General features: G+C 47.1%; 13 protein-coding genes. 5 read left to right on the top strand and 8 right to left on the bottom strand.

Going from position 1 to position 17,829, the window contains the following annotated elements; translation table 11 throughout:
* Positions 1–85: 85 nt before the first annotated feature.
* Positions 86–1,561: a sucrose phosphorylase gene (gene gtfA / locus QL234_RS30540; protein ID WP_281561508.1), complete on the bottom strand. Its 1,476-nt coding sequence runs from the start codon at positions 1,559–1,561 to the stop codon at positions 86–88.
* A gap of 179 nt (positions 1,562–1,740) precedes the next feature.
* Between gtfA and QL234_RS30545 the strand changes: the two genes are divergently transcribed.
* Both QL234_RS30545 and pgi read left to right on the top strand, forming a co-directional pair.
* On the top strand, positions 1,741–2,964 hold the full coding sequence (locus tag QL234_RS30545) for an MFS transporter (protein ID WP_281561509.1): 1,224 nt from the start codon (positions 1,741–1,743) through the stop codon (positions 2,962–2,964).
* A gap of 146 nt (positions 2,965–3,110) precedes the next feature.
* Positions 3,111–4,778, top strand: coding sequence for a glucose-6-phosphate isomerase (pgi, locus tag QL234_RS30550; RefSeq protein WP_281561510.1), 1,668 nt, complete (start codon positions 3,111–3,113; stop codon positions 4,776–4,778).
* 51 nt (positions 4,779–4,829) lie between these two features.
* On the opposite strand, the gene QL234_RS30555 is transcribed toward pgi, so the two are convergent.
* The 6 genes from QL234_RS30555 to QL234_RS30580 all read right to left on the bottom strand — a co-directional run bounded on the left by QL234_RS30555 (position 4,830) and on the right by QL234_RS30580 (position 13,443).
* Entirely contained in the window at positions 4,830–6,065 is a 1,236-nt protein-coding gene (locus QL234_RS30555; RefSeq protein WP_281561511.1) for a hypothetical protein, read from the bottom strand.
* Positions 6,062–8,392, bottom strand: a complete 2,331-nt coding sequence (locus tag QL234_RS30560; protein ID WP_281561512.1) for a GGDEF domain-containing phosphodiesterase — start codon at positions 8,390–8,392, stop codon at positions 6,062–6,064. The genes QL234_RS30555 and QL234_RS30560 overlap by 4 nt, the downstream gene beginning before the upstream one ends.
* 15 nt (positions 8,393–8,407) lie before the next feature.
* The gene (locus tag QL234_RS30565; protein WP_281561513.1) at positions 8,408–9,064 is read right to left on the bottom strand and encodes a hypothetical protein; all 657 of its coding nucleotides are present in this window, start codon (positions 9,062–9,064) and stop codon (positions 8,408–8,410) included.
* Positions 9,065–9,440: 376 nt separating this feature from the next.
* On the bottom strand, positions 9,441–10,682 hold the full coding sequence (locus QL234_RS30570; protein WP_281561514.1) for a hypothetical protein: 1,242 nt from the start codon (positions 10,680–10,682) through the stop codon (positions 9,441–9,443).
* A gap of 133 nt (positions 10,683–10,815) precedes the next feature.
* Positions 10,816–12,354, bottom strand: a complete 1,539-nt coding sequence (gene glpD / locus QL234_RS30575) for a glycerol-3-phosphate dehydrogenase (RefSeq protein ID WP_281561515.1) — start codon at positions 12,352–12,354, stop codon at positions 10,816–10,818.
* Between the two features lie 327 nt (positions 12,355–12,681).
* Positions 12,682–13,443 (bottom strand): DeoR/GlpR family transcriptional regulator, encoded by a 762-nt coding sequence (locus QL234_RS30580; RefSeq protein ID WP_281561516.1) that lies wholly within the window; start codon positions 13,441–13,443, stop codon positions 12,682–12,684.
* Positions 13,444–13,723: 280 nt separating this feature from the next.
* Between QL234_RS30580 and glpK the strand changes: the two genes are divergently transcribed.
* Together glpK and QL234_RS30590 are read left to right on the top strand one after the other, a co-directional pair.
* Complete coding sequence (glpK, locus tag QL234_RS30585; RefSeq protein ID WP_281561517.1) at positions 13,724–15,208, top strand: glycerol kinase GlpK; 1,485 nt, start codon at positions 13,724–13,726, stop codon at positions 15,206–15,208.
* A 43-nt stretch (positions 15,209–15,251) separates the two neighbouring features.
* Entirely contained in the window at positions 15,252–15,968 is a 717-nt protein-coding gene (locus tag QL234_RS30590) for an MIP/aquaporin family protein (protein WP_281561518.1), read from the top strand.
* A gap of 401 nt (positions 15,969–16,369) precedes the next feature.
* Here the strand turns inward: QL234_RS30590 and QL234_RS30595 are convergent, their stop codons facing one another.
* Positions 16,370–17,341 (bottom strand): hypothetical protein, encoded by a 972-nt coding sequence (locus QL234_RS30595; RefSeq protein WP_281561519.1) that lies wholly within the window; start codon positions 17,339–17,341, stop codon positions 16,370–16,372.
* A 169-nt stretch (positions 17,342–17,510) separates the two neighbouring features.
* Between QL234_RS30595 and QL234_RS30600 the strand changes: the two genes are divergently transcribed.
* The coding region (locus QL234_RS30600) for a hypothetical protein (RefSeq protein WP_281561520.1) at positions 17,511–17,829 on the top strand (319 nt) is incomplete at its 3' end.

Below are 17,829 nucleotides of genomic sequence, written 5' to 3' on the forward strand. Positions count from 1 at the left end.
GTACGCCAAAGGCCGGGATAGCAACAGGCACCCCGGAGCAGTTTCGCCGGTTTTTAAAGCCGGCGTTGTTATGTAAAACCCGGGGTTAACTGCCCGCCAGTAATTCGGCCAAATCCAGCTGCTGCTGATGCTCACCGTCACTGAGGAAGATACTCGCCTGTTGCAGCGCCATATCCACCACTAAACGGGCACTCTCACGACCATTTATCCATTTCATACACAGCTTTTGCTTATCACCGCAAATTTCAAACAGGCCGTTAAACGCCTCACTCTGGTTGCGCAGCCTAATCAAGGCAGACAAGGCTTTCACCACAGGTTTCTCCATGGCCGCTGCCACCTGGTTTTTGTTCAGGTATGAACGATTAATATCCCGGCCGACATTAGTGCTTGCCAGCAATTGCATATCATTTTCCAGCGCCAGCAAACCGCCATAATAAACCTGGGGCACGCCGGGCGAAAAGAACTGGATAGCACGGGCGATCAGGTAATTGAGATCGTCTTTCGCCAGGGCATCATAATAGCTGCAGTTAACCTGATAGATATCAACATTACTGGCGGCGGCCCCTGAGGCTTGTTCACTGCCGCCGCCGCTGTTGCTGTGGATAGCAGCGATCAGTGTCTCAATTTGCTGCTGACTCAATAAACCCGGCAGGCCGTCTTTTCCGGCAGCATCCTCAATACCTATGCCGTCATGGGTATCAAGTACGGTAATACAATTTCTCGGTGAGATCTTTAACCAGTTCACCAGCGGCTGTACATCCCGGGTGGTCAAATAATGCAGCACCAGCGGCGGCAGGGCAAAGTCATACACCAGGTTCACCCGTTTGGCGATTTCAATCTGGGTTTTATAATAGGAATGTATTTCCACCAGCGACTTCATGCCGGCTTTATTGGCCATATCGGATAACTGATTAATAAAATCGAAGGTTTCATCTATCATAAAACAGCTGGTGCCGGCTTTTTTAATGGCAAACCCCGCCGCATCCAAGCGGATATAACTGATATTATTGGCGGCAAAGGTATCAATCACCTTGTTAAGGTATTCGCGCCCCAGCTCGCTTTTAACATCCAAGTCTATCTGGCTGTCGGTAAATGTGGTCCAAAAATCGACGCTTTCCCCCGTTGCCAGTTGATAAGGGGTAAAACAGCCGGTGGTTTTTGGCCGGGGGATCAGCGACAGCAGTGCTTCACTGGCGCCATCAGGAAAAACCTTGTCCTTGGTCAGAAATAAGTCCCAATAAGCCGAAGCTTGTCCTTTCGCCAGCACATCCTTAAATTCTTTCGATTCCGCCGAGGCATGGTTGACAATAAGATCTGCCATGATCTCACAATCTCTGCCCAGCGCCTTAATGTCTTGCCAGCACCCGATACGCTCATCAACCCGGGTATGATCTATCGGATCAAAACCGGCGTCGCTGCCGTCGATGGGATAAAAGAAGGGCAAAATATGTACCCCGGAAAATAAACCGCTTAGTTCATTAGCCAGTAACTCATGAAGCTCAGGAATACCGGCGCCAGAGAGCCGGTCAGCATAGGTGATTAATTGCACGTTATTTTTCATCAGTGTACTCACTAGGGTAATAAATAATTTGAAACTTAATCGATTAAGTATTATCTTTAATCAAATATCAAATAGATTCAAGAAAAATTATTGTTTATTTCCAAATACGCTAATACGCCTGATAACCTGTCTAGATACCAGATGAGCTTAGCAGGATGAAAACAACAGAAAGGTTTTTTATGATGAATGCAACAAACCCTATCGACCACCAGCAAATGCAACGCATTAAATGGTTAACTTATATGATGTTTATGATGTTTGCCATGACCACAGATGCGGTTGGCGTCATCATTCCGGAGATCATTACCGCCTATGATCTCAGCTTAACTGCTGCCAGCGCCTTTCATTATGTGCCCATGATCGCCATCGCCCTTAGTGGCCTGTTGCTGGGTTTTCTTGCCGACAAACTCGGCCGCAAGACAACCATTATTCTCGGGTTGATCATTTTCTCCGTCACCAGCTTTTTATTTGCCGTAGGTGATTCCTTCTGGTTTTTCCTCACCCTGATGGTGTGCTCGGGCTGCGCCATAGGTTTCTTTAAAACCGGCGCCCTGGCGCTGATCGGCGATATTTCCGCCTCGGGTAAAGAACACACCACCACCATGAATACCGTGGAAGGCTTTTTTGGCGTCGGCGCCATTATCGGGCCGGCCATCGTCAGCTACCTGCTGGTCAGCGGTTTTGCCTGGAAATACCTGTATGTGATCGCCGGCATCTTATGTGCGGCCCTGTGCCTGTTGGCATGGAAAACCAATTACCCCGCCATGAAAAAAGATCACAGTGAAGAAATCACCTTAAAACGCACCCTGCACATGATGAAAAACCCTTATGCCCTGGGGTTTTCCTCCGCCATTGCCTTATATGTGATCACCGAAGTCGCCATTTATGTCTGGATGCCGACCCTGCTGCGCGATTACCAGGGGGATATGGTGTGGCTGGCTACCTATGCCTTAACCATCTTCTTTGTTTTTCGCGCCTTTGGACGGTTTTTAGGGGCCTGGGTCCTGAGCAAATTTAACTGGATGCAGGTGATGTTTGTCACCAGCCTGGCTATCTTTTGCTGTTACTTTTTCAGTATGATTTACGGTATCCAGGTAGCCGTATTCCTGCTGCCATTATCCGGGTTATTTATGTCAATGATCTACCCGACCCTGAATTCAAAAGGCATCAGCTGCTTTAAAAAATCCGAACACGGTGCTGTCGCCGGAGTCATTTTATTTTTTACTGCCGTCGCCGCCGCCCTGGGTCCGCTCGCCATGGGAGCAGTCAGCGACCTGTTCGGCGATGTCAAATACGGCTTTTACCTGGCCACGGGTTTTGCCGGGATGTTATTTTTAATGATGGCCTTTAACCTGCTGAAAAAACCCACCCAGGAAGTGCTGCTCGAAGCCGAGCACGGCTAAGGCCAAAGCAGCTGAAATTGTCCGGCCGGCGTTAAGTAAACCCCGGCTGCGATCATATAAACATCATATTACCCGGGTATGCTCAAGCTTTCGCTTAGATAATACCCGGATACCCAACCGACCAGAGCTAATCCCGAGGATTTTCAATGACCGCAAGAACTTCCCTTGCCAGCTGGCAGGCCTTGTCTGCCCATGCGCTGCAAATGAAACAACAACATATGAATGATCTTTTTGCCGCTGATAGCCAGCGTTTTAATAAATTTTCCATTCAGCTGCCTTCATTATTGCTCGATTATTCGAAAAATCTGATCACCGAGCAAACCATGGCTCAGCTGCTGACCCTGGCACGTGACTGTGACATTCCCCGCTGGCGCAAAAAAATGTTTGCCGGTGAACGAATTAACCGCACCGAAGACAGGGCGGTGTTGCATACCGCATTGCGCAACCGCAGCAAAATAGCACTGAACCTTGAAGGGGAAAACATTACTGACCGGGTCGAACAGACCCTGGACAAAATGAAAAACTTCAGCGACCAAGTTCGCCAGGGCCACTGGAAAGGTTATTCAGGCAAACGCATTACCGATGTCGTCAATATCGGGGTCGGCGGCTCAAACCTGGGACCGCAAACCGTTACCGAAGCCCTGAAACAATATAGTGACAACAGTTTAAATGTCCATTATGTTTCCAACGTCGACGGCGCCCAGATTGCCGAAGTACTGCGACCGCTTAATCCGGAAAAGGTCTTGTTTATACTCTCCAGTAAAACCTTTACCACCACAGAAACCATGACTAACGCCGCTACCGCCCTGAAATGGCTGGTATCCGCTTCTTTTGATGAGCAGGCGGTTGCCAAACATTTCATCGCAGTGACCACCAACCAGGAAAATGCCGCTAAGTTTGGCATTGCCCGGGAGAATATCTTTGAAATGTGGGATTGGGTTGGCGGACGCTTTTCCCTCTGGTCTGCCATCGGCTTGCCCATCGCCCTGGATCTGGGCTTTGACAAATTTCTTGAATTACTCGAAGGCGGCCATGAAATGGATCAGCATTTCCAACAGGCGCCGCTGGAACACAATGCCCCTGTGATGTTAGCCCTGCTCAGTATCTGGAACTGCACCTTTTTAGGAGCCCAGTCGCAGGCGATTTTGCCTTATGATCAATCGCTGCATATGCTCAGCGCCTACCTGCAACAGGCGGAAATGGAAAGTAACGGCAAGTCGGTCAGCTGGCACGGGGAAGAGATAAATTACCCAACCGTGCCCTCCATCTGGGGTGAGCTCGGCATTAACGGCCAGCATGCTTTTTATCAGTACCTGCATCAAAGCAATAATGTGGTACCGGCAGACTTTATCGGCTCGGTGGCAAGCAATACCCCGGTCAAGGGCCACCATGAAACCCTGATGGCCAACTTTTTTGCCCAGACCCAGGCTTTGATGTGCGGGGTTGATGAAAGGCAAGTCCGGGCAGATTTACACGCCAAAGGCCGACAGCAGGACTATATCGATAAGGTAGCCCCGCACAAGGTGCATAAAGGCAACCGTCCAACCAATACCATTTTAATGAAGCGCATCACCCCGAAAACCCTGGGCTCACTGATCGCCCTGTACGAGCATAAGATTTTTGTTCAGGGCATCATTTTACAAATCTGCTCCTTTGATCAATGGGGGGTTGAGCTGGGTAAAGGCCTGGCCAGTAAAATTCAGCATGAGCTGGAGTCAAACGAAGAAGATGCCGGCCATGACAGTTCGACCGCCGAGTTGATCCGCTACTATAAGGCGGTAAAAAATCAAACGGCAAACAAGCCCGAACAATAAACTCCTGGCCCTGTGCTCAGGGAAGAGCATAGCGCTATCGAGGCGCTAACCCTAAAAGAAATAACGGGCAGAAAACTGCAACTGACGCTCGGTAAGCTCAACCGGCTGGCCTATATAACGCCGCGCCGGGCGCTCACTGTCTATCCAGTTAAATTCCCCGGAAAAAAACCAGTTTTTGACATAGTGATAACGGTAGTTAACCGTCATGGCTTTACCGTATTCGGTATTGTTATCCCCCGGGGTATTATCGTTATCCGTTACCGAAAACTCTTCTCCCCGCAGCGTCAGCTGATGTTGCCGCCACTTTTTGGTCAGCGCCAGATAACCGCTGGCATAATCATTATTGACCACATCCTCCTTATTCGGGCTCTGCATCAGGGTAGCGCCGTTAAGATACTGACCACTGAGCTCCAGCCCCTTAGCCAGGCGCCACTTGCCACCGAGATGGTAAAACCTCGTTTTCCAGGCATACTGGCCTTTTTTGACGATATAAGGTTGGCCGTTATTATCATAATAACCGGATGATAACTCTCCCTTACCGCGGTATTTCCACCTTGCTTTGACATGAAAGCCCAAACGATCGTCCAGCTCGATAAAAGGATCTGACTCTTTCGCCTGGTGGCTGAGCATATTGCCCGGCCTGCTGGCTTCAAAATCCGGTAGCGGGCGGCGTTCGGTCCATAAGGTCTGGCGGCTGCTCATGGTCCAGCCGTGCCAGGCGAGCATGGCACCGGCGGGATCGTTATTGCCAAATATGGCGCCGGACAGGGAAAAGTCATGCTTTGAATTATGTATTTTCCCCAACCGGTTCAGCATAAATTCAGCCCCCAGTACCCGGATTTCTTCCCCCAGCCAGGTATTCAGGGTCGAGGAATTTAAAGTATTTTTACTGGCCCAGGCAAAAGCATTATTTTCCAGTGAAATCGAGGGATAGAAAATTCCCGCCTTGCTTTGCCAGCGGTATCCTGAGGCATTGGGTAAACTTCGGTATTTCAGGTAGGCTTCGGTCAGGCCGATACCGCTTTCTTCTTCATCTAAATAGGCATTAGCCACAACATGACCGCTGATCCCCGAATCCCAGTTCAGGGCTAACTCGGCTCCCAGTTGCGACAAAGAAACTTGCTGGCCGTCACTTTGACCAAATTTTCCCATGCCGCCGTCAATATAACTGTCCAGGGTGTCTGCACTGCCAAACCTGAAATCCGCTAAACCGTGCCACTCGGTTTCAACAGCCAGTGCGCTCCCTGCGCTTAAAATCCCGAGCGTAATCCCTAATATTTTGATCATAAGGCTTCCTTTTCTCCGGCAATAATTTTTTGTTCTTGTAACCAGGTGGTAAGTTCCAGCGCTGATTTCGGCCTGCTGATAAAATAACCTTGCCCTAACTCGCATTTATGCTTCGCCAGCCAGCATTTGGCATAATCATCTTCTATGCCTTCGGCGACGACACTCAGTCCCATATTGTGGGCCAGCTCTATGGTCGAGCGCACTATGATCTGATCATCTTCATCATCTTTAAGTTTCTGGACAAAAGATTTATCTATTTTTAATTCATGTACCGGCAGTTGCTTTAACTGGGCCAGGGAAGAATAACCGGTGCCGTAATCATCTATCGAGATACGCATGCCCTGCCCCTTAAATTTACTGAGCAGAGCAATAGCCGATTCAGGGTCTTCCACCACCGCACTTTCGGTAACTTCCAGGGTGACATTTTCTGCCGGTACCTGATAGGCGGCTAAAGCCTGACAAACAAAACTATAAAAGTCATCGTCTTTGAGGTTTTCCGCAGAAATATTTACGGCAATGTTTAAGGTGATCCCCAAAGCGCACCAATTTTTATATTGAGCCAGGGCGGTGGAAAATACCCATTGGGTTAAAGCATTAATTTGCCCGGTTTGCTCGGCAATATAAATAAAATTATCCGGCGGCACCATGCCTAAGTTAGGGTGCTGCCAGCGTACCAGAGCTTCGACATGGGTGACTTCATTCGATTTAAGGTTGATTTTCGGCTGATAAAAAAGCTCAAGCTGACCGCTGGTGATGGCTTTTTTCAGATCATTGATCAAGCTTAACCGTTCAACGCTGTTTACATCCAGATCGGCATGATATACCTGCAGCTGCTGCCGGGCTTTACGGGTATAGTGCAGGGCGGTATCAGCCATCTGCAATAGGGTTTTGGTTTCACTGCTATGCTCCGGAGACAAGGCAATCCCCATCCTGACCTGTAGCTGCAAACTGATGCCCTGATAATCAAAATTCGGCTCTAACGCCAGCTGCACCTTGTTCACCAGGAAGTCGAGCACAATATCAGGCGTCAATTCCACTACCAACATAAACTCATCACCACCGAGGTGACAGATCAATTGAAAGTCGGGCAATTGCCATAAACGGTTGGCGGTTTCTGTGATCACCCGGTCGCCGACATCATGACCCAGAGCATCATTAACATCTTTTAACCGGCTGATATTAAGGTGTAACAAGGCAAATTTTTTCTGATGTTTTGTCAGGTGGTTCAAGGTCAGCTTAAGCATATTGCGGTTGGGCAGGTCGGTCAGGGGATCATGGTTTGCCCTGTGGGTAATGGCCTGCTCCCGGCTCAATACTGCGCTTTGCATGACATTAAATTCATCCGCCAGCTGGCCCAATTCATTTTGATCATCAAGTTTTATTGTTTGATGGTAATCGCCGCTGGCCACTTTTTTCGCCTGCTCCACCAAACGGGTGATCGGCTTAGTGATCGAGCCGGCAATCAGGTAGGCGCCGGCTAAAGATAATAACAGAGTGATCACCGCCAACATCAACAACTGCAACCATTGCTTTTGCAATACTTCGACAAAATCGGCGCGTAAACCATACATGGCCACACCGAACACCTGTTGGTCATGATCGGTAATTAAATGTCCCACGCCGATATAGGTGTCCGGGGTAAACCCCTGGACGATGTTTCTGGCAAAAGCCAGGTCGGCCTCGGGATTGGAGGACGCCACCATGCGCCAGTTTTCGCCTTCCTTTAAAATAAAGTCGGTTGCCAGGCCGGTGATACCCATAAACTCCAGTGCCAATCGCTGATCGATTTCAAAACCAAAAGCCAGCCAGCCTATGGTTTTTGCTCCTACGGTTAACGGCGATAAACTCAACTGGTAAACAGCATCACCAAGCAGATATAAATGCGACTGCTGCTGACTGTCTAACCAGTCACTGAAGCGAAATAACTCACCTTTTTCCGGTCCCTGGCGCACCTTGCGCTGCTCATCCTGCTCCCTGGTAAGTAGTAACTGACCCGTGATAGTGTTATCTGCGGCAATGGCCATGGCAATATCGGCATTAATGCGTTTCCTGTGATTATTCATGGCCACCAGCAAACTGCGGGTATCGTCATGAAAGACCTGCTTGATGCCGTAATCTTTGGCGGCGGTTTCCGCAAAAGCCGCCAGATATTCGCTGCGGCTGTCAAACAGCTCACTAAAAATAGTTTTCGCTGTGGTCAGCCGGTTATTGATTTGCAGCAGCTCCTGATTATTCTTACCCGCTATCAGGGTGGATAGGGCTATGGCCTGCACCACCAGCAATAACAAGACAAAAAACAAAAATATCTTATTCTGCAAACTCTTCATTTAAATACTAAATCCTTAATATTCTGATAGAAAGTAAAAATCATCATCACTTTGTTGCTGCGGTATTTCCGCCATCGCCTGGTTTAACTTGAGTATTATTGACTTATCTTCCAACAGGGTAAACGTTTGCACCAGACGGTTATCTTTTTCCTGCATTTGCGGATGCCAGGCGGTGAGCCGATATTGGCCGGGCTCAGCCACATCCAAAGTCAGCAGTCCCCCGCTATTGGTTTTATCAAAATAAGGGGTGTCTAACACCAGCAAATAACCGCTCATCCAGTCATGAATATTACAGCCCATCACCACTTCACCAGTTTGGGCAAAGTCTTGCTTAAGCATTTCTTGTCCTGAGCGGATTTTAATGGAAAATTTATGGCTGCCGGTAACGGAATAAATATGATGGGTAATATCATCCTGGTTATAAAAACGCACGGCATCGCCCGACTGGATCACACTGATATAAGGGGTGAAGGTTTTATTGACTTGGCCAATATCGACTGTTTTAGTGGTTTTCCCTTGCTGTTGCCCCTCAAGAGGTTCAAGGTAAACCACCATATTTTCCAGCGGCTTATCTGCAGGATCCACCACTTGCACCTTAAGCGACAGCGCATGCAAAGGCAGCGATAACAAGGCAAAGGCTAACAACAAGAATTGGCGAAAGTTAACATTCAATATTAAGTTCCTTCTGAGATTAAAACTTGATAGTAAAGACCAGATCCCGGGCAAGTTTGTTTCAATCAATACAAGTTGTTTACTTAAACAATACAAAAATAAGGCACGAATAAAGCTGCCAGCTCAGGGTTAAGAATATACAGCAAGCGGGATAATGTCCATTGATGTGGCAGATAGCGGTATTTTTGATTAACAAAAGGGCAGATAAAAAATCTTGGATATCCACCTGATTTCATTTGAAGAATGACAGTATTTCAGCGTTCGGAACTTGGCAGATCTGGCTCAGGGACGACAATAACTTAAGTAAATGCCCCGAGCAGGACGGGGCATTTACTTTTATCAAGATTAACTTTTGAGGCGCTAAACTTAATACCTGTTAAAAAATAAAGGACATTTCCATCATAACCCCTTGCCAGTCATCACCTATTTGTCCGGCCGAGTTTTCCTGCTCCATCTGATTTACCAGCTCGGCTTTTATTAACATATTATCCCGGTAGAAATAACCGATCCCCAACTGAGAGCGGGAAAGCTGCTCGTCGCGGCGGACACCTTCGGCTTTATTTTCCACTAGAACATAACGGCTGGCGGCATAAAACTTTTCGGTAAAATAATAGCTCGCCTCCAGCCCGATAAAGCGCATTTCACTTTCCTGCTCAATAAACCCCTGTGACAGGCTGGCGACCGTTGCCAGGCCATTACTGTCGGCAAAGCTGAAGTCATCCTTAACCTGTCCCGCCCACAAACGAATAGTAGTTTGCTCCGTCTGATACTGACCGTCGATATGCAAAGCCGTGCTGTCCAGACCGGGGATGACACCGGCATGGGTATTGCGGATCCCCCCGGTATCTGAGCTGCGAAAACGATAATTATCGCCATCCCCCTGATATAAACCGGCCCGGATAATATCGGAAGAGCCGTTTCTCACCTGATCTCCATGACGGGAAGATGCCAAACCAAAGCCGAGGGAAAAGTACTCATTAAAATCATATGAGCCGCGCGCCAGGTAAGTTAACCCCCGGTCACCGCCAAAAGACTCGCCAAAGTCCGAACTGCTAACACCCAGATCCCAGTGGAAATCACCGTAATTACCGATTAATTTCATACCCTCTGCAGCGGTTACCATATCGGCGGGCGAATTACCTATCAACGGATTCCCCTGTACCACGGCACCATCAGAATAACCGCGAAAATTAAATAAAACCGTGACAATAGTGCCGAGCTGCACCGTCAGCTGCTCATTCAGGGCAACATTTATCAACGCCAGATCAACATGCGGGGTATAGTCGACGCCAAAATCATTGGGCTCTTCACTGAGTTCAACAAAAGCCGTTACCTGATCATTAAGCTCGATATCAAAGCCCAAAGCGTAGCGGAAACGGTTAAAGCCTGCCGACATATTGCTATCTTCAAGATCAAAAGCCCCGTCATCGGCTTCAACCGACTGGATCCCCTGAGACAGGTAACCTGAAATGGCAACCTTATCAAAAAACTGATCGGCTTTACTCAGCACTTCCTGTCCGGCAAAACTCATATTTGAACCGGTAAGCAAAAACGTCAGCCCCAGGGCTTTTGTGATACTGCCCGTTAACCTATTAAATCTGTGGTATTTTTTTCTCATTTTGATGCCTCTCCATGGTGTTTTCAAAAAAGCCGACGCCCGCCGGCTGTGATCCTTTCAGGTTATTTTTCCGCCATAGCCCTGGCGGCGATAATAATAATGATATGAACAAACAAGGTTTGCTTATTTAAGGTTATGCCGAGACCTTTCGACATTCCTGCGTATCCAGGTAATCAGAAAGACTCTGAACTTGGGCAGGGGTTAGATACAAACCCAGCTTGGTACGGCGCCATAAAATATCTTCGCAGCTATAGGCCCATTCTTTGGTGATCAGATAATCGACTTCAGCCGCATATAAACCGGCGCCAAAGTCTTGTCCTAACTGCTCCAGAGCCGTTGCCTGGCGTAAAAACAGCAAGCATAAACTGCCATAAGTTCGGCAATAGCGGCAGATCAGCTCAGGGGGGAGCCAGGGATACCTCTGCTTTAACTCCTGGGAAAAAGCCGCGCTAAAGCCAAGTGCATAATTTTTGCTGCTGCGGTTAAAATCGGCACCGGGCAAACTGACTTTCTCTGTCCAGGGCGGCGCCATTTCATCAAAATAGGGTGCCAATTTAGCTAAAGCCGTTTCCGCCAGTTTTCGGTAGGTGGTGATTTTACCGCCAAACACGGAAAGTAAAGGTGCGGTTCCCAAGTGTTCTTCCACTTCCAGGGTATAATCCCGGGTAATGGCCGATGGACTGTTAGACTCATCATCGCATAACGGACGCACCCCGGCATAACTTGCTACCACATCTTTTTCCGCTACCTGAGACTTAAAGTAACGGTTAACCACATCAATCAGGTACTCCCTTTCTTCTGCCGTGATCGCCACCTTGGCCGGATCACCGGAAAAATCGACATCTGTGGTGCCTATCAGGGAAAAGTCCTGTTGATAAGGAATAACGAAAACGATACGTTGATCTTCATTTTGTAGAATATAAGCCTGATTTTGCGGATAAATTTTCGGCACGATAATATGGCTGCCCTTAATCAGCCGGGTCTTGCGCACCGGAGTCAGCTTAAGGGCACTTTCTATAAATGAACCAACCCAGGGACCCGCGGCATTCACCAGGGCACGGGCATGGACTAAAGTCCTCTGTTTACTCATGACATGTTCAAGGGTGACATGCCAAATACCTCCCACCCGCTTGGCCTGAATACACCGGGTTCGGTTTAAAACACTAGCGCCGTTTTCCCGGGCACTGATGGCGTTGAGTACCACCAGACGGGCATCATCCACCCAGCAGTCGGAGTACTCAAACCCCCGGGTAATGTGCTCTTTAAGCGCTTGTTCAGGAGAAAAGCTCACGGATTTAGAACCTGGCAGCGTTTCCCTTTTACCCAGATGATCGTAAAGGAATAAACCGGCACGTATCATCCAGGCAGGTCTTAAATGGGGCTGATGGGGCAGACAAAAACGCAGAGGTGAAATAATATGGGGGGCTTTTTTCAGCATAACTTCCCTTTCTGCCAGGGCTTCACGTACTAGGCGGAATTCATAGTGCTCTAAATAGCGCAGGCCGCCATGGATCAGCTTGCTGCTGGCCGACGAAGTAGCCCCCGCCAGATCATGCTGTTCACATAAAATAACGGATAAATTACGCCCGGCCGCATCTGCTGCGATACCTGCGCCATTGATGCCGCCGCCAACGATTAACAAATCTACAGTCCCTTGTATTAAATTTGCCATCTTATTCCCCTTATAACTGATAAAGCTTTCACGGGTGAAAACTCTCGAATAAAAATCGCCGCCGCCTTTCAAAACCTGTTACCTTGAAAACTGGCAAACTGCTGTAATTTTATCTTCGAGCCCGAACACAGTTCATAATATATACAAGAAAATACCCGACAAGCAAGCACAAACGAACATTTTCGAACACAAATGTTACATTACGAACTTTTCAGTTGGTATTTTTAAGACATGTCAACTAAAACTCAGACAGTTTTATCGCGGGAAAAGAAATAGGCCAGGGACATAAGAGATGTCTCTGGCCTTTTTATTTAAAAAGGAAGTCACCTAGCCGCTAACATCTAAACAGACATTATGCTCATTCAGGATATTAAGAATATTTTTTACCGGTTTACGATCGGTAAATAATCTGTCCGCCTGTTTGATATTCCCTAAACGCACCATGGCACTGCGGCCGAATTTCGTATGGTCGGCGGCGAGGAAAACATTACGGGAGTTTTCCATAATCGCCTGGGCAATACGCACTTCCTGATAATCAAAGTCCAACAAAGAACCATCGCCATCTATGCCGCTAATACCGATAATGCCGTAATCCATCTTAAACTGGCCGATAAAATCCCGTGTCGCCTCACCGACAATACCGCCATCCCGGCTCCTGACCATGCCACCGGCAATAATGACATTAAAATCTTCTTTATTGCTCAGGATTGAAGCGACATTAAGATTATTGGTCACCACCTGTAGTCCCTGGTGATTAAGCAGCGCCCTGGCGATAGTTTCTGTGGTAGTACCGATATTGATAAACAGCGATGCATGATCCGGAATATGGCTTACCACTGCCTGGGCGATACGCTGCTTTTCTTCCAGCTGGGAAATCTTGCGGGTATTATAAGAAGTATTTTCGGTACTGGAGTCTAAACCGGCGCCACCGTGATGGCGACGTATCTGGTTTTGCTCAGCCAGCTGGTTAAGATCCCGCCGGATGGTTTGCGGAGTAACTTTAAAAAAATTAACAAAATGCTCAATAGTCACAAAGCCCTGCTCTTTAACCATTTCAACAATTTTCGCCTGCCGGCTAACCTGCCCCATTTTTCCTGAACTCCGCTATAGTTGCACCAAATAGATAATATTTTCGTCACTATAACACCAGAAAGGAAAATGCGGAACTTTACGAACTTACAAATAAAATCTTAGGCAATATCAAGCCAATAAGATTCAAAAAGCAACACATTTGTACTTTATTGAAGCTTTAACCTTCACAAAAGAAAATATTTGTTTAATATCGAATATCTCAAGGATGAAGTTTTTCCTGATCATTAGCAGAAAAATCTTGCTGGGCCAGGGGCACAGCAAAAGGGGAGTCGTTATTATGTCTAGCTATATCTTGTCTATCGACCAAGGTACCACCAGCTCACGGGCGATCATTTTTGATGCCTCGGGAGCTATCATCAGCAGCGCACAAAAGGAATTCAAACAGTATTACCCGAACAACGGTTGGGTAGAGCATGACCCGGAAGAAATTTGGCAAACGACCATAGAGACTTGCCGCCAGGCCATGGCTGAAAAGCAGCTCAGTGCCGCCGATATCGCCACCATAGGGATCACCAATCAAAGGGAAACCACCCTGGTATGGGATAAAAAAACCGGCGAGCCTGTCTATAATGCCATCGTCTGGCAAGACCGCCGCACCGCTGATTATTGCAGCACGTTAATTGACCAAGATCTGGAACAGGAATTCAGTGATAAAACCGGCTTATTAATCGACCCGTATTTTTCCGGCACTAAACTCAAATGGATCCTGGATAACGTCAGCGGCGCACGGACCCGAGCAGACAAAGGCGAGCTTGCTTTCGGTACCATAGATACCTTTTTGCTATGGCGGCTAACCGGCGGAAAAAGCCACAAAACAGATGCCACCAATGCCTCGCGCACCCTGATGTTTAATATCCACAACCAGGAGTGGGATACCGGCTTGCTGGACCGGCTAACCATACCCGAGAGTGTATTACCGCAAGTACTCGACTCAAGTGCCGACTTCGGCATCACCGAAACCAGTTTGCTCGGCGGCGAAATAGCCATTAGCGGCATGGCCGGCGATCAACAGGCTGCCCTGGTTGGCCAGGCCTGTTTTCAAGAAGGCATGGTAAAAAGTACCTACGGCACCGGCTGTTTTATGATGCTCAATACCGGTGATCAGGCATTAAAGTCTAACAACAGGTTATTAACGACCGTTGCCTACCGTCTCAACGGCAAAGTCACCTATGCCATTGAAGGCAGCATTTTTGTTGCCGGTGCAGCGATTCAATGGTTACGCGATGGCATCAAACTCATTCAGAAAGCCAGTGAAACAGAGCAACTGGCAGAAAATACCCCGGTAAACCACGGTGTCTACATGGTACCAGCCTTCACAGGGCTTGGTGCTCCCTACTGGGATCCACAAGCCCGTGGCGCCATTTCTGGATTAACCCGGGATACCGGCATAGCCGAATTTGTCAGTGCCGGTCTGCAATCCGTGTGTTATCAAACCAAAGATCTCAAGCGGGCAATGGAAAATGACGGCGCAACGCGTCCATCAACCTTACGGGTAGATGGCGGTATGGTGGCCAATAACTGGCTGGTACAGTTCCTGTCCGATATTTTAGGGGCCAATGTCGATCGCCCGGTGATCCAGGAAACCACGGCCTTAGGAGCAGCTTATCTGGCGGGCCTGCAAGTGGGCTTATTCGATTCACTTGAGCAAATAGGCGAGCTTTGGCAGTGTCAGCGCCAATTCAGTCCACAAATGCCCAAAAGCGAAAGAGATGAGCTTTACCAGGGCTGGGAAGATGCTGTCTCCCGGGTAAGGTCAAAATAACACCGCTATAAGTATTAAATCATTAAGGATAATGGAGTAACTAATGGAATATATAATAGGTGAATTTTTAGGGAGCCTTTTTTTGATCTTATTTGGCGGCGGTGTCGTTGCCAATGTTGTACTGTCAAAATCTAAAGGGGAAAACGGCGGCTGGATCACTATTACTGCCGGCTGGGCATTTGCGGTTATGATAGGGGTATTTGTTGCCAGTTCAAGTGGCTCCCCTCAGGCGGATATTAATCCAGCGGTAACCCTGGCAAAATACTTTCTCGGCGTCTATGACTCATTAACGTATGTGATCAGCGCAGCTCTGGCACAAATATCCGGCTGCTTTACCGGGGCTATTCTGGTATGGCTGACTTATTTACCCCACTGGAAAGAAACCCAAGATCAAGAGGCCAAGTTAGCGGTCTTTTGCACCGCACCGGCAATATCACATGTTCCAGGTAACCTAATCAGTGAAATAATAGGAACCGTGGCTTTAATTTTTGGTGTCGGTGCCATCGTTACTTCGGGAGATTTTGCCGCCGGTATGGTGCCCTACCTTGTCGGTATGCTGGTATGGGGTATAGGACTTTCCCTCGGGGGGCCAACAGGTTATGCTATTAACCCTGCCCGGGATTTAGGTCCAAGACTGGCTCATGCTTGCCTTCCGGTGGCTGATAAAGGCTCTTCACAATGGCACTATGCCTGGATCCCTGTAGTTGGCCCAGTTGCTGGCGCCGCAATCGCTGCTAGCCTATGGCAAAACATTCTGTAATTAGCACTTAAGGCTGCTCTAGGGCAGCCTATCTTCTTGAGTTAATAAATAACCTCACAGATAAGAATTCAACCCTCTTACCCTATAATGAAAATTAATATGCATATTTTCCCCAACAGATTTAACTACGGTAATGCCTTAGATTGAGCATCCAAACAACGATTGTCTTTAGCATTGAAGCTCGGAATATGGAAGGATTTTATCTCACCTCTTTTACAGAAAATATATTTGGCCACTTGGGTGTTAAACGAAAAGTATACGGCTCTCATCCCTCTACTTCAAAATAAACTATTGCAGCTTCTCTGATATATCACATACATCGTTATAATGCGCAAAATAAGCTACTTAGTCTATAAAAGTGCTTTGATTCAAATATCAAAGCACTTTTATAATCAGAAAAACTATTTGCGCACTAAGGCTGGTGCATATTGCTCTTGGTTACCAAGAAATAAAAAATGTCTGAAATTAATAGTATTATGAAGTGTTGAATATTGCCCAGACACATCTCCCATATGAAGGTCGATCGTACAACCTGTATCCAGGCTCTGACGCTCAATATCTTCTGCTAGCGGATTACATTCTGCGGCATTCACTTCTAAACCAGCATAAAACAATGTATGAGGTAGCGTCATGCGACTACCGCCAAAAACGTTTTGAAATTCATTATCGTGATCGGACTTCAACAAAGCTCCCACCTCAGCCGCAGTTGCCCAGCGCCAGTCACTTAACGATCCCCCCCATGCCAAAGCCTCTTTAATCTCTTTTGAGGACATGTGTGCTATTGTCTTGAACCGCATCCAGGTTAATCCACTGAGATCCAATTGGGCGCCGTCATCTGGTGATACTTCGCTATACTCATCCCATTCCCAAGCTTCTCTTGGTTTCACGTAATCAGGATTAACAATCAATAACTGTGCAGTATATTGATAGCTGGGAACCCAGCTATCAATATGATCAAACGAAAAGCCTTGGTTCTCATGTAGAGTACACAAAGACCCCCAAAAACTAATGCTACCATCCAAAGTACACTTACTTTCACCATTTAATTTCAAATCAGAGCCGCCATACTGCAACTCAATAACTTCTCTGCCATTACCTATCACTTGATCTATGACGCTAAGATCTGCTCCGGCTAACAAGGCACTTACTTCTGCTGCTGTAGCATAACGAGTATCAACAAAATTAGAGTCCCAGCGAACATCCAGCCCAATAGTCTCATTACCACTCACCCATTGTAACCCCTGCAAATTATAACCATGCTGAGTGGCAATATTCTCATCAATTAATTCATGATTGCCAACTCCCATTGCTTGTGCAACCAGGGTATTTAGCACTAACGCCGAACTTATAAATATATTCTTAATCTTAAACATTGTACTTCCATATCAGTTAATAACGATAATTGAAATAATTACCTTAATAACCCCTCAAATATGCTGCTCTAAAGAGCTATCCGTTAATTACTTATGACCTATGTGCAAGATATTTACAGCAAGTGATAACTAGCTCTGCTTAGCACTAAATGCAGATAAAGTTATATCATTGATTAATATAAAAAGTTTATTACACCACATTACAGCAGTCACTAATTTAAAACATTATATTTACTATAAATTAAATAAACTAGGAGAAAGAATAGAAATTACGGAATGTCGAAAAGAAAAACGCATGTATATGTTGGCTATTCAAACAACACAAGAGCAGATGATAATAAAGTGCTGTTATCGTCAAAGAAACGGTGAATTTCAAAAAGCAAAAAGCCCGACTCTTTCGAATCGGGCTTCTCTAAATAGGAGTCTAGCAATGTCCTACTCTCACATGGGACCTCCCACACTACCATCGGCGCTAACGCGTTTCACTT

The organism is Thalassomonas sp. RHCl1 (genome assembly GCF_947387555.1).
In the GTDB taxonomy this organism is placed as follows: domain Bacteria; phylum Pseudomonadota; class Gammaproteobacteria; order Enterobacterales; family Alteromonadaceae; genus Thalassomonas.